Source organism: Labedella populi, from assembly GCF_004078655.1.
Classification (GTDB): Bacteria; Actinomycetota; Actinomycetes; order Actinomycetales; family Microbacteriaceae; genus Labedella; species Labedella populi.
This window is the reverse complement of sequence record NZ_RZNC01000007.1, coordinates 87,647-110,802: the sequence shown is the minus strand read 5'-3', so window position 1 is coordinate 110,802 and position 23,156 is coordinate 87,647. Positions and strand designations below refer to the sequence as shown.

The window sequence follows — 23,156 nt, the reverse complement described above, 5'->3', positions numbered from 1 at the left end:
TGGTCTACGGGGCCGTGCCGTCGCGCGGTGTCGAGGTGCTCGACGCGGAGACGGGCGCATCGCTCGGAGTCGTGAACGGCACCCTCGGTGCCTACTACGTCGCGGCCGATCCGGCGAAGGGCTACGTCACCACCGCGTTCTTCGAAGACGTGCCGGATGCGATCAACATCGCTGCTTTCGACGTGAGCGATGGTTACATGCAGGTCTGGGAGCAGGTCACGCGGCCGAACGCCCGTCAGCTCGACGTCGACTCGACCAACGGCTTGGTCTACGTGGGGTACACGGGCACCGCCGCGGGTACCGGTGGATTCTCGGTGCACGACATCGCGACCGGTGAGGTGGTGGCCGACATGGCCGATCCGTCCTTCGGAAAGGACGGCTACGGTATTTCGATCGACGAGGAGCGCCAGCGCGTCTTCGTGTCCAACCGCGACTTCCGTCTCAATCCGCCCGGCTCGGAGCTCGCTCCGGTCGCCGTGACGGTGAGTCAACGCACGGGAGCGACGGACCCGACCGATCCGACGGACCCGACCGATCCGACGGACCCGACCGATCCGACGGATCCGACCGACCCTCCGGCCGGAAGCGAGTACACCGCCTCGGCGCTCACGGCCATTCCGTCGGCCGAGCAGGATGGTGAACTCGACGTGAAGCCGGTGGGTTCCGTGGTCGACCCCGAGACGGGCCACCTGTTCGTGGGCAACGAGCAGCGACCGGCTCGCATCCTCGAGATCGACCCGGTGACCGACACCACCGTCGCCACCCACGTCATGCCGAACGGCACGGACGAGGGCGTGCGCGACGTTGCCATCGACACGGAGAAGAACGAGCTCTACGTCGGCTACGGCAATTCGTGGGTGGTCATGGACCTCGCCGACGACTCGGTAGTGCGTGGACCGTTCGCCTTCACGGCGAACGTCCGTGGACTCGATGTCGACCTCGCCACCGGGCGGGTGTTCGGCGCCACCCGAGGCAGTGGTTTCGAAGTGCTGGACGCCACCACGGGGGAGTCGTTGCAGGTCGTGACGACCCCGGGGGAGAACTGGTCGACCCACGGCATCGCGTTCGATCCCGAGGCGAACCGTCTTTACACGACGAACAACGGTACGGGAACAGAGGGCGTGCGCGTCTACGACGGCACGAGCTTCGACCTGCTGCAGTCGCTCGCCGTCGTCGACCCTGACTACAGGTCCGTCGCGGTCGATCCGGTGACGGGGCGGCTCTACATCGGGCATTCGAGCGACGCGTTCGAGGCGAGCGGTGTGCGGGTCTTCAGCGGGGCCGATCTCACCGAGATCGCGAACTACCCGGGCACGGCGTATGGGAACAAGGTCTACGGGGTCTCCGTGGATTCGGAGCGCGGCAGGGTCTACGTATCGGCCCGGGACCGTTTCCCCACCGGCCTGATCGTCCTCCAGCGAACCTCCGAGTAGGTCGCCGGCAGGCATCTCGCAGATCCGCCACCTCCTTTCAGCTCTCGTGGTTCGGAGCGGGAGGTGGCGGATCTGCGTCGACGGGGAGCGCGTCGTCCGGCCAACCGGATGCTGATCGAGATGCCGAGACCTCGGCATCACGCCGCGCCAGGCCAGACAGACCGTGACGGTCACGGCACTCGTCGGCCTGATCGTCGCGCCCACGTGGGCTCATGTTGCGCCTACCGGGCATCGGTGCCGGTTCCTCGGGAACGTCGACATCGGCGCCGATCCGCGGGAGGAGCATCTGATCTGGGCGGACAGACACCGACGCTCACGCTGGAACCGCGTGTAAGGATGACTGGATGGCACACAATCGGACACAGTTGCTGAGCCCCGCCGACCAGGAGCGCCGCCGGGGGCTGCGGGTCATGAAGGGGGTCGCACTGGGCGCGCTGGTGTTCATGGCGGTGCTGTTCGTGATCGCATTTGTGCTCCAGCAGGAGCACCCGCCGCTCGCCTACGTGCGTGCGTTCGCCGAAGGGGGCATGGTCGGCGCGCTGGCCGACTGGTTCGCGGTGACTGCGCTGTTCCGGCATCCGCTCGGCATCCCGATCCCGCACACGGCGATCATCCCGAACCGCAAGGACGAGATCGGAATCAACCTCGGCGAATTCGTCGAGACCGAGTTCCTGCGCGGGGACGTCGTGCGCACCAAACTCGAGAGCGCCGGGGTCGCCGCGCGGCTCGGGGAGTGGTTGAGCGTGCCGGAGCACACCGAACGGGTCGGCACTGAGGGGGCGCTCATGGCGGCGAGCGTCCTGCGCGCCTTGAGCGACGACGATGTGCACGACGTCATCGAGGACCTCGCCCGCAAGCACCTCATCGAACCACAGTCGGGTCCGCCGCTCGGCGCCCTGCTGGGCCGGACCGTGCAGTCCGGTGCGCACCACGGTGCCGTGGACCTCGCTCTCGACAGCATCGGGACGTGGTTGGCGTCCAACCACGACTCCTTCGCCGGACTCGTCTCGCGGCGCCTCCCGTCGTGGGTGCCCTCGATGGCGACGCGCCTCGTCGACGACGCCGTCTACAACGAAGCCGTGAAGTTCGTCGCCGCCGCTCAGGCCGACCCGCAGCACCCCGCCCGCGTCGCGATCGACGGGTACCTCGCGCGCCTGGCCGACGACCTGCAGCACGACCCGAAGACCATGGCGCGACTCGACGACGCCAAGGCGACGCTCTTCGACAGCCCGCGCGTACGCGAGTTGGCCGCCGAGGCGTGGAACACGGCGCGCGCCGGCCTGCTCGACTCGCTCGCCGACCCGCAGAGCGGGCTCCGCCGACGCGTGGTGCAGGTGCTCGGCGACATCGGCGCGCGGCTGACGACGGATTCCGCGCTCCAGAGCCGTGTCGACGGCCGAGTCGTCGACGCCGCGGTCTTCCTCGTCGACCGGTACCGGCACGACATCGCGTCCATCATCACCGACACCGTTTCACGCTGGGACGCGGAGGAGACTACCGAGAAGATCGAGCTCATGGTCGGGCGTGATCTGCAGTACATCCGCCTCAATGGCACCGTCGTCGGGGCGCTCGCCGGACTGGTGATCTTCACGATCGCGCACGCCGTTCTCGGCTGACCGAGGTCGCCGCAGTGGGCCACGGGATGTCTACGATCGAGGCATGACCGATTCCCTCGTCCTCGTCGCCAACTCCGGCGACGGCAGCATCAGCACCTTCCGTCTCGTCGGTGACTCCCTCGAGCGCCTCACGGTGACCGGCGATCTCGCCGGAACCTCCACGTTCGTCGTCGACACCGAGCGCGACCTCGTCTACGCGGGAGTGAAGGCGGGCGGCGGGCACGAGTCGGCCGGCATCGTGACGCTGAGCCTCGACCGCTCGAGCGGCGCGCTCTCCGTCCTCTCCCGCCGAGCCCTGCCCGGCGGCGGTATGAACTACCTCGCCCTGGCCCGCGAAGGGAGGGTCCTGCTCGGAGCCTCGTACGGAGGCGGCTACGGCATCAGCGCCGTCGTCGACGACGGGGTGGTGGGAGAGCCCGTCGCCCGCATCGATTACCCCAACCTGCATTCCGTGCTTCCGAGCGCCGACGGCCGCTTCGCCTACTTCGTGTCCCTCGGTGCCGACCTCGTCGCCCAGTACGCGCTGGGTTCGGACGCCGCGCTCACTCCACTCGACCCGCCCACCGTCGACGCGCCGAGCGGCAGCGGTCCGCGTCATCTCGTGCTCAACGCGGCCGGCGACGCGGTGTACGTGAACACCGAGTTCACCGGGCAAGTACTCCACTACGTGCCTGACGCCGAGACGGGCACGCTCGAACTCCGCGGCGCGGCCGACGCGTTCGACCCCAGTCAGGGACTGGCCGTGAGCCGCTTTGGCGCCGATCCGCGCGAGGAGCACCTCATCTGGGGTGCCGACCTGCACCTCGCCGACGGCGGGAACCGCATCTGGGCGTCCGAACGCACCGCGGCCACGCTCAGTTCCGTCGCCGTCGCGGCGGACGGCTCGCTCACCTCCTCGGCATCGTTCGTCGCCACCGAACCCCAGCCCCGTGGCTTCGCCATCAGCCCCGACGGCATGCACGTCGTCGTCGCGGGTGAACTCTCGACGACCGTGTCGCTGTACGCGGCCGAGGGTGACCGACTGCAGCTGCTGCAGCGGGCCGAGACGGGCCGCGGCGCGAACTGGGTGCGATTCGTCTGACCTCGGTGGCGGGACCGAGCCCCCGTCACACAGGGGCCGGCCTCGACGAGGAACGGGAGTCCTCGTCGAGGCCGGTGTCAGATCTCGGCTACGGCTGTGTGGACGGTGTCTGCTTCCAGTCGGGTCGGACCTTCCAGGCGATGAAGGCACTTGCCGCGAAGAGTGCACCCAGCACCGAAGGGATCCAGGGCTGGATCGTGGAGTCGGGGTTGATGGCGGACGGCATCAGCAGAATCAGCGCGGCTCCTGAGGCGACCGTGACGATGAAGAAGACGAGGAATCGACCGGTTGAACGCTTCATTCCTCTAACCTCCGTTGAAGCAGCCCATGACTGCGGGGATGGAAGCGCCGCCGACCACTGCGATTCCAGCGATGCATGCAGCACAAATAGTAGCAGTGGGGGGTGTGACGGGAACAGAGCATGAGCCGCCGCAGAGCACCAGGATGATGCCGGCGACGACAGCGCTCACGCCGAGTACCGCCATGAGGCAGGTCGTCGGATCCATCGCCTTCGCGCTCGCCGACTGTGCCGAGAGGGTGCTGGGGTCGATCTGGGCGGAGTGGATGAGCGCCCCGTCGCGGTAGGTGTGGAGATCGATCAGGCCGTCCGCGCGCTCGACGACCGTCGACTCCGAGTACTGCGAGAGCTGCCCGGCTTCGTCCACGATGTACGAGACGTTGCTCGGCTGGATGAAGTCGCCACCCTCGAGGGGGAAGGTCACCGAGGTCGCTTTCACGCCGTCGATGTCCAACGCGTACGCCTTGACACCCTCATATTTCACGAACTCCGGAGACGTCTGAGGCGCGATGCCGGCCGCCTCAGCGAGGCTCGTGGCTTGTGATGCCGCCGCGGCCGACGCTTCGCCGTCGAGCAGGGTCATCTCCGCCGAGCCGTCGGTGCCGACGGTCTCGACGTTCGCGGGCTGTGCCGCGCACTCTGCGGTCGCCTGAGCTTGTGTGCTCGATGGGGCTTTCCCGACGAGCGCCGGGGTCGTGGCCGAGGCCGTTCCCGTACTCAGCGTCGTCGTCAGGACCGCTGCCAACACGGTCGCCAACAGGCCGCCCGTGAGTCTCGCTCTCACATGGACTTTCGACGTCATTGTTCTCACCTTCCCGATCTGCGAATGGCCGGCGCCGACTGCGCGGGGCCAACGCAAGCCGACCACCGTCGATGGGGCGGAGCAAGGTTCGGCGGAGCTTCATGGCCCTGGGGCCAGGAATACGACGAGGAGGCGCGATCAGAGACTGATGATCCCGAACTCGGTGGCCCGGAGGACGATCTGCAGGCGGTTCTCGACGTTCCACAGATGATTGATGTGACGGATGTCGGCCTTCACGGTGCCCTCGGCATAGTGGAGTGCCTCGGCGACCTCTGCGTTCGACAGTCCCTGTGCGATCAGTTCGATGATCCGTCGCTCGCGATCGCTCAGCGCAGGCGTTTCAGGAACCGGGCTGTCATGCGCTTCGATGGCTGAACGCACGAATCTCTCCTGGACTTCGGGTGAGACGACGCGATCACCGGCATGGGCCGCGACGATGGCGTCGACGATCTGCTCCGGCGTGGAGTTCTTCACGAGGTATCCACATGCCCCGGCGCGCAGGATCTCGAGCGCACGCCACTCCGTGGTGAACGTGGTGAGCGCTAGGACGCGGCAGCGAGGGTTCCACTGCAGGACGCGCCTGGTGGCTTCGATGCCGCTGATCTCGTGCATCTTGATGTCCATGACGACGACGTCGGGCTTCACAGTTCTGCAGGCGTCCACCACCTCGGAACCGTCCGTCGCCTCACCGACGAGTGTGACGCGATCGTCGTCTGAGATGAATACGCGGAGCGCGTGCCGCACGAGGGCTTCGTCGTCGACGACGAGAACGCGGACAACTCCAGCCACCTCTCCACGGTACCGCGGGAACACCGGCGGATTTCTAGCCCTGGGGTCAGAATTCCGTGACCCCAGGAGCATGACTCGTAGGGTGGAGACACTATGGCCGATGTCGTCCCGAGGACATCGACATCGACATCGGCCCGAGCGAAGGAGACGATGATGGGACTGATCAACACGTACGGTGTCGGAGCATTCGTCCACGTGATTGCCCGGTCGAACGCCGACCTCGGCGACTGGCTCTGTCAGATGCTGGGCATCTGTGCCTGAAGCCTTTCCGGCTTCCAGCACTGACCGGGAGCCGGTCCTCGCCGTGCGGTCCTCCATCGGGGGGATGCTGCGCTCTCGCGCCTTCTGGGAACAGCGTTCCCTTCATCCGGTTGCGCGGCTTCTGCTGGTGCTGGCTGTCGGCGTGCTCCTGTGCATCGCCATCGCGTTCATCCTCGCAAGCGGGACCTTCACCCGATACGACCTCCTCGCGGTCGCGCTCTACTTGAGCCTGGCTGCCTTCGCCTGGCATCCGACGATCGCGGCGGTCGTCGTCATGGTCATCAGCGGCGTCGGCGTCGTTTTCACCGGCAGCGGCGGCGATCTCCTCGAGCTCGCCATCGCCCTCAGCCTGGTTGCCGCGACGTGCGTGCCATGGGTGATCGTCGCCCACGTGGCGTTGCTCGGGGCTCTCACCACGTATATCGCTCTCAGCGGGCCGACACTAGCCGAGGGTGGTGTGTACGGCATCGCCGGAATTGCGTTGATCGCCTTCCTGGCAGGCATTGCATTCCGTCTGGTAGCCGCCAGGGAGACGGTTCTCGTCGCTGAGCGAGCGCGCATAGCGAAGGACCTCGAAGCCATCGCGCGGCATGATCAGGAGCGCATCGCCGATGAGCTCCACGATGGCATCGCGCATGATCTGACGCTCATCCTGTTTCACGCGCGGGCGTTACCACGGCAGCCGGACCGCGCTGGTCGGCAGGTGTCGCTCACCACGATCGAGGAGTCCGCAGAGCAGGCATTGCAGAGTATTCAGTCTCTGCTCTCGCTGATCCGCGATACGAAGACCGAGGGTCCTCGGTTGCGCTCCACCCGCTACGAGGGGAGTGTCACGGAGGCTGTCACATCGCTGGGTGCTCTTCTGCACGATGCGGGAATCCCTACGAGCGTTGCGACACCGAGCGTGCCGCTCGGTGTCGCAACGACCGCTGAACGAGTCCTCACCGAGACCGCCGTCGAAGCGGTTACCAACATCATCAAGCACGCCCCGAAGTCGAAGTCGGCGAGCATCGGCATCCATGTCCGTCCCGACGCCGTCGAACTCGTCGTGAAGAACGTCGCCCCGACCAGCCTGACCGCGGAGGATCACACGACGGGGGGACGCGGCTTGCGACGTGCACGGCAGCGACTCGCGAGCAGCGAAGGACGGTTGGAATCGGAGAGGACGCCGGAGGGATGGTCTCTCCGGGCGGTCGTTCCGGCTGACCCCGATAGTGCATCTGAGCACGGAGGCGTCAGCGCCTTCCCGCCTCCCTGACCAGGGAGAACCATCCTGGAACGCAGCGGAGAGAACTGCTCGGGCGCGGGACAGAACCCTCATCCAGCGTAGAATCTCGTGTGCCCTCAGATCTTCCGAAGCCCAGCGGTATCGCCCCAGCGGACCTCGAGATCACGCTCCGTGTCCTCGAGCAGCTGCCGGACGTCGACGAGACGCACCCCGACTTCATCGCCGTGCGGCAGGCGACCGCGAAGATGTTCAAGGCCGTGAAGCGCGCGCACCGGCTCGAGAAGCGCGCGGTCGTCGCCGAGGCCGACCGCCTCGTGATCGCCGCGACGGCGACGGGGGCCGCCGACCGCATCGATGACGAGACCCGCGGCATTCCCATCGGCACCTCGACGACGGCGCCCACGGCTGGAACGCTGCTCAAGTCGCGCCCCTGCTACATGTGCAAGCAGCACTACACGGTCGTCGATGCGTTCTACCACCAGCTCTGCCCGTCGTGCGCGGCGCTGAGTCACGCCAAGCGCGACGCCCGCACCGATCTCACGGGCAAGCGCGCTCTGCTGACAGGTGGCCGCGCGAAGATCGGCATGTACATCGCGCTGCGGTTGCTGCGCGACGGCGCCCACACCACCATCACGACGCGCTTCCCACGCGACGCAGTGCGGCGGTTCACGAGCCTGCCCGACTCCGCGGACTGGATCTCGCGGCTCAAGGTCGTCGGCATCGACTTGCGCGACCCCGCCCAGGTCATCGGACTTGCGGAGGACGTCGCCGCGGCCGGCCCCCTCGACATCCTCATCAACAACGCCACGCAGACGGTGCGCCGCTCGCCCGGCGCCTACCAGCCGCTCGTCGACGCCGAGCTCGCGCCGCTGCCGGACGGACCGCTGCCCGAACTCGTGACCTTCGGCCACACCAACGACGAGCACCCGCAAGCGCTCGCGCGCTCGGTCACGGCCCACCCCATCCTCGCGGCCGCCGCGGCGCGCGCCGACGAGCTCACGGAGCAGGCGATGGCGGCCGGCTCGAGCTCGCTCGAACGGCTCGCGGCGGGCACCGCGATCGACGCCGGCGGCCTCCTGCCCGACCTCCACGACGTCAACTCGTGGACCCAGCACGTGAACGAGGTGGACCCGCTCGAGATGCTCGAGGTGCAGCTGGCCAACACGACGGCCCCGTTCATCCTCATCTCGAAGCTCCGCCCCGCCATGGCGGCGAGCGCGGCGAAGCGCACCTACGTCGTGAACGTGAGTGCGATGGAGGGCGTCTTCGGCCGCGCCTACAAGGGGCCGGGTCACCCGCACACGAACATGGCGAAGGCCGCGGTGAACATGCTGACGCGCACGAGCGCGCAGGAGATGTTCGAAACCGACGGCATCCTCATGACGAGCGTCGACACGGGCTGGATCACCGACGAACGCCCTCACCCCACGAAGATCCGTCTCGCGGAGGAGGGCTTCCACGCGCCCCTCGACCTCGTCGACGGAGCCGCGCGCGTCTACGACCCGATCGTGCGCGGCGAAGCGGGGGAGGACGTCTTCGGCGTCTTCCTCAAGGACTACCGGCCCGGCTCGTGGTGATCATCCCGGCACCCGGCACACGCGTCGTCGTGCGCTACCTACTGCCGAGCGGCCAGGCGACCGACGCCCTCGGAATCCTGGTCAGTGCGGATGCGACGACTCTCGTCGTCGACGGGAAGCGCGGCCTCGAACACATCGACGTCGACACCGTGATCGCCGCGAAGCCCGTGCCGCCGCCGCCAGCACCGCGGCTTCGCAGGCCCTGACCCCGACGCCGTCGAGACGCGCCGACACCGCCCGCAGGACTCGGCGGCGTGGGCGCCAGCGGCAACCCCGTTTCGGAGGTGCAACGCACCTTCTGTTTCTGATTTGTAAACAAACCTTTCAGAAAGGAAGGTTGCCTGTTAGCGTTCCCGCACAACCACTGACGATCGCGAGGAGCAACCGTGGCAGACACCGATTGGGCCAATCCCGGCACTCCGGCGCTGTTGCGGATGCTCAATGACCGTAAGGCGCTCGCGCTCCTCATCGAACACGGACCGCTCACCAAGAACGAACTCGCACGTCGTTCGGGATTGTCTAAGCCCACGGCGGCCGAGATGGTGCGCCGTCTCGAGGAGGCCGAACTCATCTCCGTCGACGGAGAGCAGACCGGCCGCCGCGGTCCAGCCGCGGTCACCTACGGGGTGCGCGCGGACCGAGAGGTCGGCGTGGCGATCGATGTGACTCCGTCCGTCGTGCGATCCGTCGTCGTCGACGTAACCGGACGCGAGTACCCGGTACACGCCGAACCTCTGATCGCCAACGGCACCTCCGCAGGGGTCGTGCTCCAGAACGCCATCGATGCCGCGAGCGCTGCAGCCGGGGTCCTTTCCTCCGCGATCACCGCCGTCAGCGTCGGCATCCAGGCGGCCGTGGATCCGCGCACCGATGAGCTTCTCTACAACGATTTCATGCCCGGCTGGCCGCGTCAGCGCGTGCGCTCCAGCCTCTCCGAGGAACTCGGAGTGGACGTCGTCATCGAGAACGATGCCAATCTCGCCGCCGTCGCAGAGCGCTCGCTGGGCGGGGGAGCAGACGTATCGAGCTTCGCTCTGCTCTGGATCGGCGAAGGCTTGGGTGTGGCGGTCGACATCGGTGGCCGCATCCACCGGGGGGCGACCGGTGGCGCCGGCGAAATCGGATACCTCGCGGCCAGCCCGCACATGCACGCGGCGGATAGCGGAGAACTCGTTCAGGACCTCGTCGCCGCCGCGGTGCTCGTCGACCTCGCTCGAGACCACGGGCTCTCCGTCGATGGATATCCGGAGCTCCTTGCGCTGCTGGGTTCCGATCTCGCCGCGAGCCCGCGACTGGCCGATCTGCTCGACGACCTGGCTCCGCGCGTCGGAACCGCAATGCTTCCACTTGTGGCGGTGCTCGATCCGGAGCTCGTGGTCCTCGCCGGTCCCACCGGGAGCTTCGCCGGTGTGCCGCTCGCCCAGCGTGTCGAGAGGTGGATGGCCGACAACACGCGCTGGTCGCCACGGGTCGCCACGGCGCTCGTCGACGATGCCCCGGTGCTTCGGGGAGCCCGGCTCGTGCTGCTCGACACGGTGCGCGCGGCCATCCTCGACTCGGTCGCAGCGCTCGGTACCTGAGGTCCTCGCTGTTCGACCCCTCAACGTCTTTTCCTGACCGTACCTCGCCATCACCGCTCCACGTCACCACCCGCACAACCGCTCCACCCGACCACCGGTCCCGTCACCACCAGGCACCCCGGACCACCGCTGCACCCTGCAGCACCGATTCGCCCATCGCCAGCACCACCGAGATCAGCAAGGAGCACCGTATGACGCAGAACCGAACGCTCCGACTGACGGTCATGTCGACCGTTGTCACCGGAGCACTCATCCTCGCCGGCTGTTCGAGCGATTCCGAGCAGACCATCGCCGAGTCCGCGCCCGAGAAGCTCGAGGGCACCGTCTCACTCTGGCACTTCTTCAGCGGACGCGAGGCGGAGGTCGTGCAGTCCGTCATCGACGACTTCGAGGCCGCCAACCCTGATGTGACCGTCGAGGTCAACTCTGGTCAGGACGACGACAAACTGCAGAAGGTCATCTCCTCGGGAGGCAATATCGACGTCGGCCTCTCCTACTCCACGGCGATCGTCGGCAAGTTCTGCTCGACGGGTGCTTTCGTCGACCTCAACCCGTACATCGAGCGCGACGACGTGGATATGGACGACGTGCTCGAGCGCACCCTCGACTACACGTCGTACGACGGCGTGCAGTGTACGCTCCCGGCGCTCACCGACACCGGGGCGCTCATGTACAACAAGACGATCTTCGATGCCGCCGGCATCACGGAACCGCCGAAGACACTCACCGAGTTGCACGACATCGGGATGGAGCTGACGACGTTCAACGCCGACGGCTCGATCAAGCAACTCGGCTTCAACCCCCTGGTCGGCTTCTACGAGAACTCGCCGTCCCACTTCGCGGCGATGACGGGGGCTTCGTTCCTCGACGAGGACGGCAATCCCGACTTCGCCACGGATCCCGCGTGGAGCGAGGTCATCGAGTGGCAGAAGGCGTTCGTCGACGAGATCGGTTACGACAAACTCCAGCGCTTTACGGCGGGGCTCGGTCAGGAGTTCTCCGCGGATAACGCCTTCAACGTCGGCAAGGTCGTGATGAACATGGACGGTGAGTACCGAACGGCCTTCCTCGCAGATCAGGTTCCCGACCTCGACTACGGTGTCGCACCGCTGCCGGTCGTGGACGACGCGCCCGATCTGTACGGGGCCGGCTGGCTGGGCGGCAACGTCGCGGGGATCGCGAAGGGCTCCGATAATAAGGAACTGGCGTGGGCGCTGCTCAAGTTCATGACCACGGATACGGATGCCGTCGTGAAGATGGCCAATGGGCTGAAGAACATTCCCACTCTTCATTCCGCGCTGGAATCGCCCAACCTCGAGGTCAGTGACGAGTACCGCGTCTTCCTCGAGGCGGCGCAGCACGAGCACAGTGTGACGATGCCGGCGACGGCCGATGGAGCCGCCTACGCCGAGAGCTTCGCCGACTTCTGGACCACGTATCAGACGGGCGAGTCGGCAGACCTCGAAGAGGGTCTGACAGAGCTCGACGCCCAGATCGCCGACGCCTTCGAACTCGCGGGTCAATGACCTCCGTCATCGATCGCCTCGGGAGCCCGGCCGCGACCGGGCTCCCCGGGCCCCCCGCCTCGCCACGTATCCCGCGTAAGCGTCGCCGACGGATCGCCGCAGCAGCGATGGTTGCCCCGACCGTCGCCGGTCTGTTGGTCTTCTACGCGTATCCGTTGGTCGCCTCGATCTACTACTCGTTCACGAGTTACGACCTCTTCTCGCCCCCGCGCTGGGTGGGGCTGACGAACTACGAGTTTCTCTTCACGAGCGACCCGCGGATCGGCAATGCAGCGTTGAACACGCTCTGGTTCGTCGTCGTGCTCGTGCCGATCAAGATCGTGGTGGCCCTCGCGATCGCCGGGCTCCTCGCCCGCCGCACCCGCGGGTCGGGGTTTTGGCGCACGGTGTTCTACCTGCCTTCGCTCGTGCCCCCGGTCGCCGGGGTGGTCGCGTTCGTCTTTCTGTTCAACCCTGGCAGTGGCCCGGTGAACGTGGTGCTCGGCTTCTTCGGGATCGAGGGTCCGCTGTGGTTCAGTGATCCAGCGCTCTCAAAGCCATCGCTCGTGCTGTTGGGCATCTGGATGATGGGGGATCTCATGGTCATCATGCTCGCCGGACTGCTCGACGTGCCGAGGGAGCTGTACGAGGCGGCGTCGCTCGATGGCGCGAACGGTTGGCAGCAGGTGCGCTTCGTGACCCTGCCGACGATCCAGCCGATCCTCGGGTTCTCGGTCGTCACGGGGGTGATCGCGGCGCTGCAGTACTTCACCGAGGCAGCGGTCGCGTCGTCCGTCGCGAGTGGGCAAGCCGCGGTCGGATCCGGTACGGCTTCGACCCTGGGCTACCCGGGCGACTCCCTCCTCACCTACACGCAGTGGCTTTACGTCCGCGGCTTCAGTAACTACCAGCTCGGCTACGCGTCGGCGATGGCGGTCGTCCTCTTCGTCACCGCGTCCATCCTCCTCGTGGTCGCGATGCGACGTATCAGCGCGTTCCACCCCGAGGAGGTCTCATGACCGCCGTGACGACGGCGCCCGCTCAGGTCGGGTCGGACGAACCCGCGGTCCGCCGGCGTCCCCGGAGGCTCGTGGGGCGCGCTCTGCTCGCCTGGATCGCGGAAAATGCCCTGCTCCTCGCACTCGCTGTCGTGTTCGTCTCACCGGTCGTGTTCGTGGTGTTCACCTCTGTGATGCACTCGAATCAGGCGCTCACGGGAGATCTGTTACCGAGGTCGCTCGAGCTCGGAAACTACGTGAGGATCTTCAGCGAGGCGCCCCTGGCCACCTGGTACGGCAACACCGTGCTCTACGCGGTGCTGAGCACCGCGTTCATGCTCGTCGCGTCGGTGCCGGCCGGGTATGCACTCGCCAAGTTGCGCTTCAGGGGGTCCAACGTCATCTTCCTCGCGATCGTCGTGGCGATGCTGCTCCCGCCGCAAGTGACGGCGGTGCCCGTCTACGTGATGTGGAGCGAGTTGGGGCTCACCGGCTCACTCTGGCCGCTCATACTGCCCAACCTGCTGGGCGATGCGTTCTCGGTGTTCCTCATCCGCCAGTTCTTCCTCACCATCCCGACCGACTTCGCGAACGCGGCGCGGATGGACGGCGCAAGCGAGTGGGGAGTGCTCTGGCGCGTAATGATCCCGATGGCCCGGCCGGGAATCGCCGCTGCGGCCATCTTCCTGTTCTTCCGGTCGTGGAACGACTACTACGGTCCATTGCTGTACGCCTCCGAGAACCAGGCAGCCTGGCCGGTGGCCTATGGCCTCGCAACGTACCGCGGTATACACGGCACCGATTGGGCCGGCACCATGGCGCTCACCGTCGTCGTGCTGGTGCCCGTCGTGGTCGTGTTCTTCCTCGCCCAGAAGGTCTTCGTCGAGGGAATCGCCCTCTCTGGAGTGAAAGGCTGACCGTGAAACTGACGATCGTAGGGGGCGGCTCGACCTATACCCCTGAACTTCTCGACGGCTTTGCCCGCATGCGCGACGTACTTCCGATCGACGAGGTCTGGCTCGTCGATCCGGATGAGGATCGGCGCGGGCTGGTGGCCGCGCTCGGCCGCCGGATGCTCACGAGAGCAGGGCATCCGGGGACCATCCACACGACGGGTGAACTCGCCGTCGGCGCAGCGGACGCCGACGCCGTGCTGTTCCAATTGCGGGTCGGGGGCCAGCGCGCGCGTTACGGCGACGAAACCTTCCCCCACGGGGCGTGTTGCATCGGCCAGGAGACGACGGGGCCCGGCGGGTTCGCCAAGGCGCTCCGGACGGTGCCTGTCGTCCTGGACGCGGCGGAGACCGTGCGCCGTGCGGCGAAGCCGGACGCCTGGATCGTCGACTTCACGAACCCTGTGGGGATCGTGACGCGCGCACTGCTCGAGCGCGGGCACCGTGCGGTGGGGCTGTGCAACGTCGCGATAGGGTTCCAGCGCCGGTATGCGAAGCGTTTCGGAGTCGAACCGCACCAGGTGAGGCTCGATCACGTCGGTCTCAACCACCTCACGTGGGAGCGTGGCATCCACGTGATGACGGATGCTGGGGAGCGGGACGTGCTTCCTCAGCTGCTGACCGACGAGCTCGCCGAGACGGCGGAGTCGGTGCATATGGCACCGGAACTGCTGTCGATGCTCGGGGCGATCCCGTCGTACTACCTGCGCTACTACTACGCCCACGACGAGGTCCTGAGCGAGCAGCTGTTCGAGCCGCCGCGCGCGCAAGTCGTCGCCGAGACGGAGCGCGTGCTGTTGAAGAAATACGCCGATCCGACCCTGGATGTGAAGCCTGTCGAGCTCGAGCGTCGGGGCGGAGCGTACTACTCCGAGGCTGCCGTCGACGTCCTCGCGTCGCTCACCTCAGATCGTGGTGACGTGCAAGTGCTGAACGTCCGCAACGATGGCGCGTTGCCGTTCCTGCCGGACGACCACGTCATCGAGGTGCCGACCCGGGTGCGCACGGCGGGTCTCGCCCCCCTGCCGGTGCCCGAACTGCCGGCCGACATCCGCGGCCTCATCGCCCACGTCGCGGAGTACGAACGACTGGCTTTGGACGCCGCACTCGATGGCGGGCGGGAGCGGGTCACCCGTGCTCTGCTCGCCCACCCGCTCGTCGGTCAGTGGAGGCGAGCGGAGAGATTGACCGACCTCCTCCTCGAGGAGAACGCGAGCTACCTGACGTGGGCCTCGTGAAAGCGTCCGCCGGCTCCATCGGCGCAGAGAAGAGCCGTGGGGGAGTGGCAGAACCGTCGGGGCCTCGCCTCGATCCCATGACGGCGGGCTCCGGGGATGTCGAGGCGGTCCTCGCGTTCGACGGAGGCGGCAGCAAGACCGACGTGATGATCGTCGGGCTCGACGGCTCACCATTGGCGCACGTGCGCGGGGCGCGCTCGAGCCCTCAGACCCTGGGATGGGACGTCGCGCGTCCGGTCCTTCAGCGGCTCCGTGACGACGTCATCGCGGCCGCCCCCCAGGCGAGGATCGTCGCGACGCACGTCTACCTCGCCGGACTCGACCTGCCCGTCGAGCTCGACGAGGCCCGCACCGCGCTCGCGCACTGGTCACCGGACGTCGTCGACAACGACCTCTTCGCGCTTCTGCGAGCAGGCACGAGTGACAGAGACGCCGTCGCGGTCGTGTGCGGAACCGGTATCAACGCGATCGGCGTCCGGGCAGACGGGGCGGTCGCGCGGTACCCGGCGCTCGGCGCGATCTCCGGTGACTGGGGCGGAGGCTCTTTCCTCGGGCGCGAGGCGCTCTGGCATGCGGCCCGCGCCGAGGACGCCAGGGGGCCGGAGACCGAACTGCGTTCGGCCGTACCTGCGGCCTTGGGGCTGAGTTCGGTGTTCGAGGTGATCGAGGCGATCCATGTCGGTCGGCTCGGTCATGACACGTTCGCTCAGCTGTGTCCGGTGCTCTTCGATGTTGCGGCGCGGGGTGACGCGATAGCGATCTCGGTCGTCGACCGACAAGCCGAGGAGGTGGCCGTCATGGCGACGACAGCGATGCGCAGGCTCGATCTGCTCACGTCCGCGGTGCCGGTGGTTCTCGGCGGAGGGGTGTTGGCGTCTCGAGACGAGCGTCTCGTCGGCGGCGCATCCGCTCGCATCGCTCGGGAGGCTCCGCTGGCGCGGGTGAGTGTCGTGACGACGCCGCCGATCCTGGGTGCGGCATTGCGGGCGCTCGAGAGCGCGGGAGCGACGACCGCCGCCCTCGAGAGATTCTCTGAAGCCGTCAGCGGGCGCCGTTGGGAACGGGCAGGGGTCTGACGACGAGCACGGCCCCGGTCGTCCTGCCGACGGTAGGCACTGTACGGTCCTGCCGGCCCTTCTCCCGCGAGCATGGCCGGGAGTAATGTCCCTGAGAACAGCCGAGCGCGCGAGGGAGACACCATGAGCAGTGACCCGTCCTGGACGCAGGTCGTGAAGACCGCCGAGCCGGAGCAACCGGAGCTGAAGAGGGCGCTCGGCCCGGGACTGCTGCTGCTGTTCATCGTCGGCGACATCCTCGGGACCGGGATCTACGCGCTCACCGGTCAGGTCGCCGCGGAGGTCGGGGGAGCGGCGTGGTTGCCGTTCCTGCTCGCCTTCGCCGTCGCGACCGTCACCGCGTTCTCCTACCTGGAACTCGTGACGAAGTACCCGCAGGCGGCGGGAGCCGCGCTCTACACGCACAAGGCGTTCGGTGTGCACTTCCTGACGTTCATCGTGTGCTTCATCGTCATGACGTCGGGCATCACGTCCGCGTCGACCGCGTCCCGCGCCTTCGCCGTGAACCTCGCGATCGGTTTCGGGCTTCCCGACGGCGTGGGTCTCACGCTCCTCGTCGCGCTGGGCTTCATCGTGCTCATCATGCTCGTGAACCTGCGCGGGGTGACCGAGAGCGTCTGGCTCAACGTCGTTCTGACGCTCATCGAACTCTCCGGGCTCCTGCTCGTGATCTTCATCGGCATGTGGGCGATCTTCGGCGGCAATGCCGATTGGGGCCGCGTCGTCGCGTTCGAGACCGCCGAGGACAAGAACGTGATCCTCGCCGTGAGCACGGCCACGTCGCTCGCGTTCTTCGCGATGGTGGGCTTCGAGGACTCGGTCAACATGGCCGAGGAGACGAAGAACCCGAGCAGGATCTTCCCGCGGATGATGCTCACGGGACTCGGAATCGCGGCAGCGGTCTACGTGCTCGTGTCGATCACCGTCGTCGCTCTCGTTCCGATCGGCGAACTCGTCGGGAGCGAGACCCCCCTCGTCACGGCCGTCGAAAAGGCGGCTCCGGGCTTCCCGATCAACTCGCTGCTGCCGTTCATCTCGATGTTCGCGGTCGCCAACACCGCGCTCATCAACATGATGATGGCGAGCCGGCTGCTCTACGGCATGAGCAAGCAGCGTGTCCTGCCGGCGTTCTTGTCGAAGGTGTCGCACTCACGGCGCACGCCGTGGGCCGCCATCCTCTTCACGACGGTTCTCGCTCTGGCGCTCATCACCTACGTGTCCCTCGACGCCGAGGGCTCGGTCGTCGCGCTGCTCGGCGGTACGACCTCCCTACTCCTCCTCACGGTCTTCGCGATCGTCAACGTCGTGGTGCTCGTGCTGCGGAAGCAGCCGGTCGATCACGATCACTTCACGACACCGACGGTGATGCCGATCATCGGTGCGATCACGTGCCTGTACCTCGTCCTCCCGTTCACCTCTGGGCGGCCGGGCGGCCAATACGGCATCGCCCTCGTCCTCCTCGCGATCGGGGTGGTGCTGTGGGGTGTCGAACGGCTGTTCCGCCGCTCGAGCCGGGAGCCCGCAGACACGACGAGTCCGACCGACAGCTCGTCGAGTTGAGCTGAGCCGACCCGACCCGACGCGAGCCGAGCCGAGCCGAGCGGACCCGCGAACCGAAACGGGGAGGTACCGCCGGGATCAACTCGCGTCGTCCGCGGGAAGGTAGGGCTCGAGCCAGGCCATGGTGCCGTCGCGGACGGGAACCGTCATCGTCGTGTCGTCGTCGTCGACCGCGACGGTCACCTCGGTCGTGGCACCGGGGATCTCGTCGGCGGTGTCGAAGATCTGGGGGTTCTCGTGGAGGGCGTACTGCTGGCCCGGATCCAGGCTGAGCGAGACGCTGTCGTCGGCGTCTGAGAGCGTGACGTCGACCGACGCGTCCGACTCGTTCAGGAGGACACCGATGAGGCGCGCAGGCTCGCCCGCGTCGCGGGTCACGACGAGGAGGTTGTCGACGCTCACCGGCCCCGCCTCCGCGTTGGCGCCGAGATTGATGGCTTCGAGTTCCTCGGGCGGCAACGGTTCGTCGGCGCAACCGGCCAGAGCCGTCATGAGGGCGACGGCGGTCGCTCCGGTCCAGAAAAGTCGTGCGCGCATTCTCCACTCCGTTCGTCGTGTCGCTTGCAGAGTTCGCGGCAGGTTAGTCACTGCTCCTGGAAACCGGCGCAGAAGACGGGCCGGAGACGACCCCGATCGGCGACGGCACCCCTACCGGACGGAGCGAAGCGCATATATCGTTGAGTATCGTTCACATCGTTCCGAGGAGAACATCATGGCCAACTCGTTCCCGACCGCGAGCATCACCCCCGACGCCATCTGGCAGGCGATGGAGGACTTCCGGTCCCGCTTCGAGAAGAGCGCGGGCACGCGGATGGGCCGCGGCGACGTCCGCGCGGCCGTGATCGCCCTCCTCGCGGAGCAGCCCATGCACGGGTACCAGATCATCCGCGAGATCGAGGACCGCAGCGGGGGGAAGTGGAAGCCCAGCCCCGGCTCCGTGTACCCGACGCTCCAGCTGCTCGCTGACGAGGGACTCATCAGTGCCGAGGAGTCGAACGGCCGGAAGACCTACTCCTTGACCGACGCCGGCCGCGTCGAGGCCGAGTCCGCCGATTCGGCGGCACCCTGGCGCGCGGAGACGTCGGAGAACGGCTCCGAGTTCGCCGCGCTCCCCAAGGCGGGCGTCGAACTCGCGCGAGCGGCCGCTCAAGTGGGGCGGACCGGCACCCCGGAGCAGGTGCAGCAGGCTGTCGCGGCACTCGACGAGACGCGTCGCCGACTGTACGCCATTCTCGCCCAGGACTGACGGGTGGCGACTGCTCGTCGCGCCCCGGGAGCAACCGCTTCCGGAGCCGGGAACACGCGAGCCCGCTATCGGCGAATCCTGCGCTTCGCGGCCTGGAACCTCGCCGTGACGTGGTGGTTCGAGCTGTTCCTGCCCCGGATCGGCCTGACGGTCGTCGCCGAGCGCACACGAACGCGGCGCATGAAGCGCTTCGCCCGCCGCTTCCACGTGCTCGCCGTCGACCTCGGCGGATTGATGATCAAGGTCGGACAGTTCATGTCGTCGCGGCTCGACGTACTACCGCCCGAGATCACGAGCGAACTCGAAGGACTGCAGGACGAGGTGCCGGCGGTGCCGTTCCCGGCGATTCGGACGCTCGCCGAGTCGGAGCTCGGCGTTGCGCTCGACGGGACGTTCGAGCGGGTCGACGAGGTCCCAGTCGCGGCGGCGTCCCTGGGTCAGGCGCATCGCGCCGTGCTCGGTCCGCTCGACGCGGCCGACACGGGGCTCCACGGCGTCGTCCTCAAGGTGCAGCGGCCGGGCATCGACACGATCGTCGCGGTCGACCTCGCGGCACTCCGCAGAGTGGGCGGCTGGCTCAGTCACGTGCGACTCGTATCGGATCGGGTCGACGCTCCCGCGCTCGTCGAGGAGTTCGCGATCACGAGCCTGGAGGAGATCGACTACCTGCACGAAGCCGTCTCCTCCGAACGATTCACCGCGGACTTCGCAGATGACGACCGGGTGAGTGTTCCCGCCGTGGTGTGGGAGCGGACGACGCGACGGGTCCTGACGCTCGAGGACGTCACGGCCATCAAGATCACGGACGTGGACGCCCTGACCGCCGCGGGAATCGACCCGGAAGAGGTCGCGCGGGAATTCGCGTCCGTCATGTTCGACCAGTTGTTCGGGACGGGCTTCTTCCACGCCGACCCCCACCCGGGCAACGTCTTCGTCACGCCGCATTCGCTGGGCCAGGGAACCCGCCCCTGGACCCTCACCTTCATCGACTTCGGCATGATGGGGGAGATCACGCCGACCACGCGCCGCGGGCTGCGGAAGCTGCTCATCGCGGCAGCCTCGCGCGACGGAGCGGGGCTCGTCGACGCCGCTCGCGATGTCGGTGTCCTCCTGCCGACGTCCGACACGAGCGAACTCGAGCGCGCCATGACGCAGCTCTTCGCTCGCTTCGGGGGGATGGGGTTCGCCGAACTGCGCGAGGTCGATCCGCGAGAGTTCCGTGCGTTCGCGGAGCAGTTCGGCGACGTGGTGCGTTCGCTGCCGTTCCAGCTTCCCGAGAATTTCCTCCTCGTCGTCCGGGCGATGTCCCTCACGTCGGGTGTCTGCAGCGCCCTCAATCCGGCGTTCAACCTGTGGGACTCGATCGAGCCCTACGCGGCGAGGCTGATTCGCGAGGAGCGCGGAAACGTCGTGCAGGACGTGACGGAGCGTGCGATTGATGCGGCGGGCGTCGCCGTGCGGCTCCCGGAGCGCCTCGACGGCCTCGTCACCCGCTTCGAGGAGGGGACGGTGTCCGTCACGGCGCCAGAGGTCGAGCGTCGGCTCGGGCGGCTCGAGCGCTCCGTCCGCCGGGTCGTCGCCGCTCTCGTCTTCGGAGCGCTTCTCGTCGCAGGCGCGGTCCTCCGGCCGGACGACGAGGCGCTCGGGACGGTCTTCATGCTCGGATCGATCCTCCCGCTGCTCGTGGCGCTCTTCGGGGGCCGATCCCGCGGGTGAGCGCCGCCGGGCGGGGGTCCCGGCCTGGAAGCGTAGTAACTAGAGTTATCAACAATTTTAGTGAAAGCGATCGAGGAGCCCTCATGAGCGCCGCCCCTGACCGCTCCGACCGAATCCGACAGATGGTCGTGATTGTGAGCGCCGTCCTTGCGCTCATCGGCTCCTTCATCGGATCGGGGGCCGTCATCGGAACACCCATCCAGGAGCAGGTCGGTGGCACGCTCACCGCCGACTCGACCCTCATCGTGCCCGCCGGCCCCGCGTTCTCGATCTGGTCCGTCATCTACACGGGACTGATCGCGTACGCGATCGGGCAACTCCTCCCGTCGCAAGCGGCGCGCGAGCGGAATCGACGTCTCGGCTCCCCGATCGTCGCGACGATGCTGCTGAACCTGGCCTGGATCTTCCGCCTACCGCCCTCGGAACCGAACGAGCGCCCTCGCTGATCGTGACCGTCCCGCCCACGTCACGCCGACGCGGCCCGCCGGGCGGGTGTTCCGGCGCGAGGGAGCCACGTCGGTCGCGAGGGCGCCTGGTCTACATGGCGCCCTCGTGCGGGTGTAGCTCTTTCGGGGAGGGGAGGGGTGTCGTCAGCGGCCATGAGCGCGCGACGGCATCTGGGTGGCGAGCTTGCCGCCCGAGACGTCCAGCAGGGTCCCGGTGATGTACCCCGCCTGATCGCTCGCGAGGAAGAGCAACAGGTCGGCGACGTCGTCGGGCGTCTCCCATCGGCGCAGTGAGAGCGTGTCGAGAAGACGATCCTGCTCCGTCCCCGGCATCTCCGCGAAGCCGTTCATCGCCGTCGGCACCATCCCCGGCGCATAAGCATTCACGGTGATGTTCCACGGCCCGAGCTCGGAGGCCAGCACGCGGGTGAACTGCGCGACGGCGGCTTTCGACGCCGCGTACGCGGCGCTCCCGACGCTCGGGATGATCGCCGCGAAGGACGCGGCGTTGAGAATGCGCCCGCGACCCGCCCGCCGCATCACCGGCGCGACGGCCTGGCTCATGAGGAAGACACCCCCGAGGTTCACATCCATGCACGTGCGCCAGTCCTCCCAGGTGAGGTCGGCTACCGCCCCGGACACGTTGATCCCCGCGTTGTTGACGAGGACGTCGATCGTGCCATGGCTCTCGACGACCGCGTCCACGGCGCGGCGGACGGAGGCAGGATCGGCGACGTCGCACGTGAGCGCCTGGACCCGCTCGTGCTGGGGAGCGGTGGCCTCGGGACGGGTGAGATCGAGGGCGACGACGCGGGCCCCATCGTCTGCGAACCGCTCCGCGATGGTGCGGCCGATGCCGCGGCCGGCTCCCGTGACGACGACCACCTGGTCGGTGAGATCGAGGTGCATCCGTGCTCCTTTGCTCGGTCGGACGCGCGCCGTCCGTTCCTCCAGCAGACTATTCGTGTTCGGGCGAGTGGGCCCGTTCGCGAGGAGCGAGGAGTTCGACGGTGGACGATCGGGTGCTGTGGATCACGGGCGGGGGCAGCGGAATGGGGGAGGCCACCGCGCGAGCCGCCGCGTCGAACGGGTGGACCGTCGTGGTGAGCGGCCGCCGCGCCGCCGCGCTCGACTCTGTCGTCGTGGACATCCGGTCGACGGGCGGCGAGGCGTTCGCCGTCCCCCTCGATGTGCGTGATCCCGGGGCGGTGCGGGACGCGGCGGACACGATCGTCGCCGACCACGGGCGGCTCGACGGACTCGTTCTCGCCGCCGGGCTGAACACGCCCAACCGCCGGTGGAGCGACCAATCGCTCGGTGACTTCCGCGACATCGTCGACACCAACCTGACGTCCGTCGTGGCGGTCGTCGATGCGGCGCTCCCGGCGCTGCGGGCCTCCGCCGGTGTCGTCGTGGTCGTCTCGTCCTTCGCGGGATGGTCGTTCCAGCCGGCAGCGGGGGTGGCATACTCGGCGACCAAGACCGCCCTCGGTTCCGTCGTGCGCACTCTCAACGACCAGGAGGCCGTGCATGGCGTCCGGGCCTGCCACATGTGCCCGGGCGACGTGGCGACGGATTTCCTTGACCAGCGACCCACCGTCCCCGGCGCGGAGGCGCGAGCGGCCATGCTCACGCCGGACGACATCGGCGACGCCGTGCGCTTCGTGATCGACACTCCCTCCCACGTCCGCATCGACGAACTGGTCATCTCGCCCGTCTATCGCCGGTAGGGCGATCGGTGACGCCACTAACG

At 67.7% G+C, this 23,156-nt stretch carries 22 protein-coding genes; 17 read left to right on the top strand and 5 right to left on the bottom strand.

Annotated features, from left to right (window positions below; translation table 11 throughout):
- The 3 genes from ELQ92_RS15100 to ELQ92_RS15090 all read left to right on the top strand — a co-directional run.
- A partial coding sequence (locus ELQ92_RS15100) for a YncE family protein (RefSeq protein ID WP_208004413.1) occupies positions 1–1,433 on the top strand: 1,433 nt, incomplete at its 5' end.
- A gap of 344 nt (positions 1,434–1,777) precedes the next feature.
- Positions 1,778–3,049, top strand: a complete 1,272-nt coding sequence (locus ELQ92_RS15095; protein ID WP_128500157.1) for a DUF445 domain-containing protein — start codon at positions 1,778–1,780, stop codon at positions 3,047–3,049.
- Positions 3,050–3,092: 43 nt separating this feature from the next.
- The gene (locus ELQ92_RS15090) at positions 3,093–4,130 is read left to right on the top strand and encodes a lactonase family protein (RefSeq protein ID WP_128494143.1); all 1,038 of its coding nucleotides are present in this window, start codon (positions 3,093–3,095) and stop codon (positions 4,128–4,130) included.
- Positions 4,131–4,218: 88 nt separating this feature from the next.
- Here ELQ92_RS15090 and ELQ92_RS15085 read toward each other — a convergent pair whose 3' ends face one another.
- From ELQ92_RS15085 to ELQ92_RS15075, 3 genes are all read right to left on the bottom strand, one after another.
- A complete protein-coding gene (locus ELQ92_RS15085) occupies positions 4,219–4,431 on the bottom strand; it encodes a hypothetical protein (RefSeq protein ID WP_128494144.1) in 213 nt (70 codons plus the stop codon).
- A gap of 4 nt (positions 4,432–4,435) precedes the next feature.
- Positions 4,436–5,230 (bottom strand): hypothetical protein, encoded by a 795-nt coding sequence (locus ELQ92_RS15080; protein ID WP_128494145.1) that lies wholly within the window; start codon positions 5,228–5,230, stop codon positions 4,436–4,438.
- Positions 5,231–5,368: 138 nt separating this feature from the next.
- Complete coding sequence (locus tag ELQ92_RS15075) at positions 5,369–6,019, bottom strand: response regulator transcription factor (RefSeq protein WP_166408907.1); 651 nt, start codon at positions 6,017–6,019, stop codon at positions 5,369–5,371.
- 199 nt (positions 6,020–6,218) lie between these two features.
- Here ELQ92_RS15075 and ELQ92_RS15070 point away from each other — a divergent pair, with 199 nt between their 5' ends.
- The 10 genes from ELQ92_RS15070 to ELQ92_RS15025 all read left to right on the top strand — a co-directional run bounded on the left by ELQ92_RS15070 (position 6,219) and on the right by ELQ92_RS15025 (position 17,995).
- The gene (locus tag ELQ92_RS15070) at positions 6,219–7,538 is read left to right on the top strand and encodes a sensor histidine kinase (protein WP_243695071.1); all 1,320 of its coding nucleotides are present in this window, start codon (positions 6,219–6,221) and stop codon (positions 7,536–7,538) included.
- 80 nt (positions 7,539–7,618) lie between these two features.
- Positions 7,619–9,085, top strand: coding sequence for an SDR family NAD(P)-dependent oxidoreductase (locus ELQ92_RS15065; protein ID WP_128500156.1), 1,467 nt, complete (start codon positions 7,619–7,621; stop codon positions 9,083–9,085).
- Entirely contained in the window at positions 9,079–9,291 is a 213-nt protein-coding gene (locus ELQ92_RS15060) for a putative acetyltransferase (protein WP_128494148.1), read from the top strand. Before ELQ92_RS15065 ends, ELQ92_RS15060 begins: the two co-directional genes overlap by 7 nt.
- Positions 9,292–9,471: 180 nt before the next feature.
- Positions 9,472–10,665, top strand: a complete 1,194-nt coding sequence (locus ELQ92_RS15055; RefSeq protein ID WP_243695070.1) for an ROK family transcriptional regulator — start codon at positions 9,472–9,474, stop codon at positions 10,663–10,665.
- A gap of 191 nt (positions 10,666–10,856) precedes the next feature.
- Complete coding sequence (locus ELQ92_RS15050) at positions 10,857–12,191, top strand: extracellular solute-binding protein (protein WP_243695069.1); 1,335 nt, start codon at positions 10,857–10,859, stop codon at positions 12,189–12,191.
- Between the two features lie 107 nt (positions 12,192–12,298).
- Positions 12,299–13,189, top strand: a complete 891-nt coding sequence (locus ELQ92_RS15045) for a carbohydrate ABC transporter permease (RefSeq protein WP_243695068.1) — start codon at positions 12,299–12,301, stop codon at positions 13,187–13,189.
- Positions 13,186–14,085, top strand: a complete 900-nt coding sequence (locus ELQ92_RS15040) for a carbohydrate ABC transporter permease (protein ID WP_128500154.1) — start codon at positions 13,186–13,188, stop codon at positions 14,083–14,085. Before ELQ92_RS15045 ends, ELQ92_RS15040 begins: the two co-directional genes overlap by 4 nt.
- Before the next feature lie 2 nt (positions 14,086–14,087).
- Positions 14,088–15,359, top strand: coding sequence for a family 4 glycosyl hydrolase (locus tag ELQ92_RS15035; protein WP_128500153.1), 1,272 nt, complete (start codon positions 14,088–14,090; stop codon positions 15,357–15,359).
- A 77-nt stretch (positions 15,360–15,436) separates the two neighbouring features.
- On the top strand, positions 15,437–16,435 hold the full coding sequence (locus tag ELQ92_RS15030) for an N-acetylglucosamine kinase (RefSeq protein WP_128500152.1): 999 nt from the start codon (positions 15,437–15,439) through the stop codon (positions 16,433–16,435).
- Between the two features lie 123 nt (positions 16,436–16,558).
- The gene (locus ELQ92_RS15025) at positions 16,559–17,995 is read left to right on the top strand and encodes an APC family permease (protein WP_128500151.1); all 1,437 of its coding nucleotides are present in this window, start codon (positions 16,559–16,561) and stop codon (positions 17,993–17,995) included.
- Positions 17,996–18,073: 78 nt separating this feature from the next.
- On the opposite strand, the gene ELQ92_RS15020 is transcribed toward ELQ92_RS15025, so the two are convergent.
- A complete protein-coding gene (locus ELQ92_RS15020) occupies positions 18,074–18,532 on the bottom strand; it encodes a hypothetical protein (protein ID WP_128500150.1) in 459 nt (152 codons plus the stop codon).
- A gap of 175 nt (positions 18,533–18,707) precedes the next feature.
- On the opposite strand from ELQ92_RS15020, the gene ELQ92_RS15015 reads away from it, so the two are divergent.
- The 3 genes from ELQ92_RS15015 to ELQ92_RS15005 all read left to right on the top strand — a co-directional run bounded on the left by ELQ92_RS15015 (position 18,708) and on the right by ELQ92_RS15005 (position 21,403).
- Positions 18,708–19,241 (top strand): PadR family transcriptional regulator, encoded by a 534-nt coding sequence (locus ELQ92_RS15015; RefSeq protein ID WP_128500149.1) that lies wholly within the window; start codon positions 18,708–18,710, stop codon positions 19,239–19,241.
- A 3-nt stretch (positions 19,242–19,244) separates the two neighbouring features.
- Positions 19,245–20,957, top strand: a complete 1,713-nt coding sequence (locus tag ELQ92_RS15010) for an ABC1 kinase family protein (protein ID WP_128500148.1) — start codon at positions 19,245–19,247, stop codon at positions 20,955–20,957.
- Between the two features lie 83 nt (positions 20,958–21,040).
- On the top strand, positions 21,041–21,403 hold the full coding sequence (locus ELQ92_RS15005; RefSeq protein ID WP_128500147.1) for a hypothetical protein: 363 nt from the start codon (positions 21,041–21,043) through the stop codon (positions 21,401–21,403).
- Positions 21,404–21,547: 144 nt separating this feature from the next.
- Here ELQ92_RS15005 and ELQ92_RS15000 read toward each other — a convergent pair whose 3' ends face one another.
- On the bottom strand, positions 21,548–22,312 hold the full coding sequence (locus tag ELQ92_RS15000; protein WP_128500146.1) for an SDR family NAD(P)-dependent oxidoreductase: 765 nt from the start codon (positions 22,310–22,312) through the stop codon (positions 21,548–21,550).
- A gap of 101 nt (positions 22,313–22,413) precedes the next feature.
- Between ELQ92_RS15000 and ELQ92_RS14995 the strand changes: the two genes are divergently transcribed.
- Positions 22,414–23,133 (top strand): SDR family oxidoreductase, encoded by a 720-nt coding sequence (locus ELQ92_RS14995; RefSeq protein ID WP_128500145.1) that lies wholly within the window; start codon positions 22,414–22,416, stop codon positions 23,131–23,133.
- Positions 23,134–23,156: the final 23 nt, after the last annotated feature.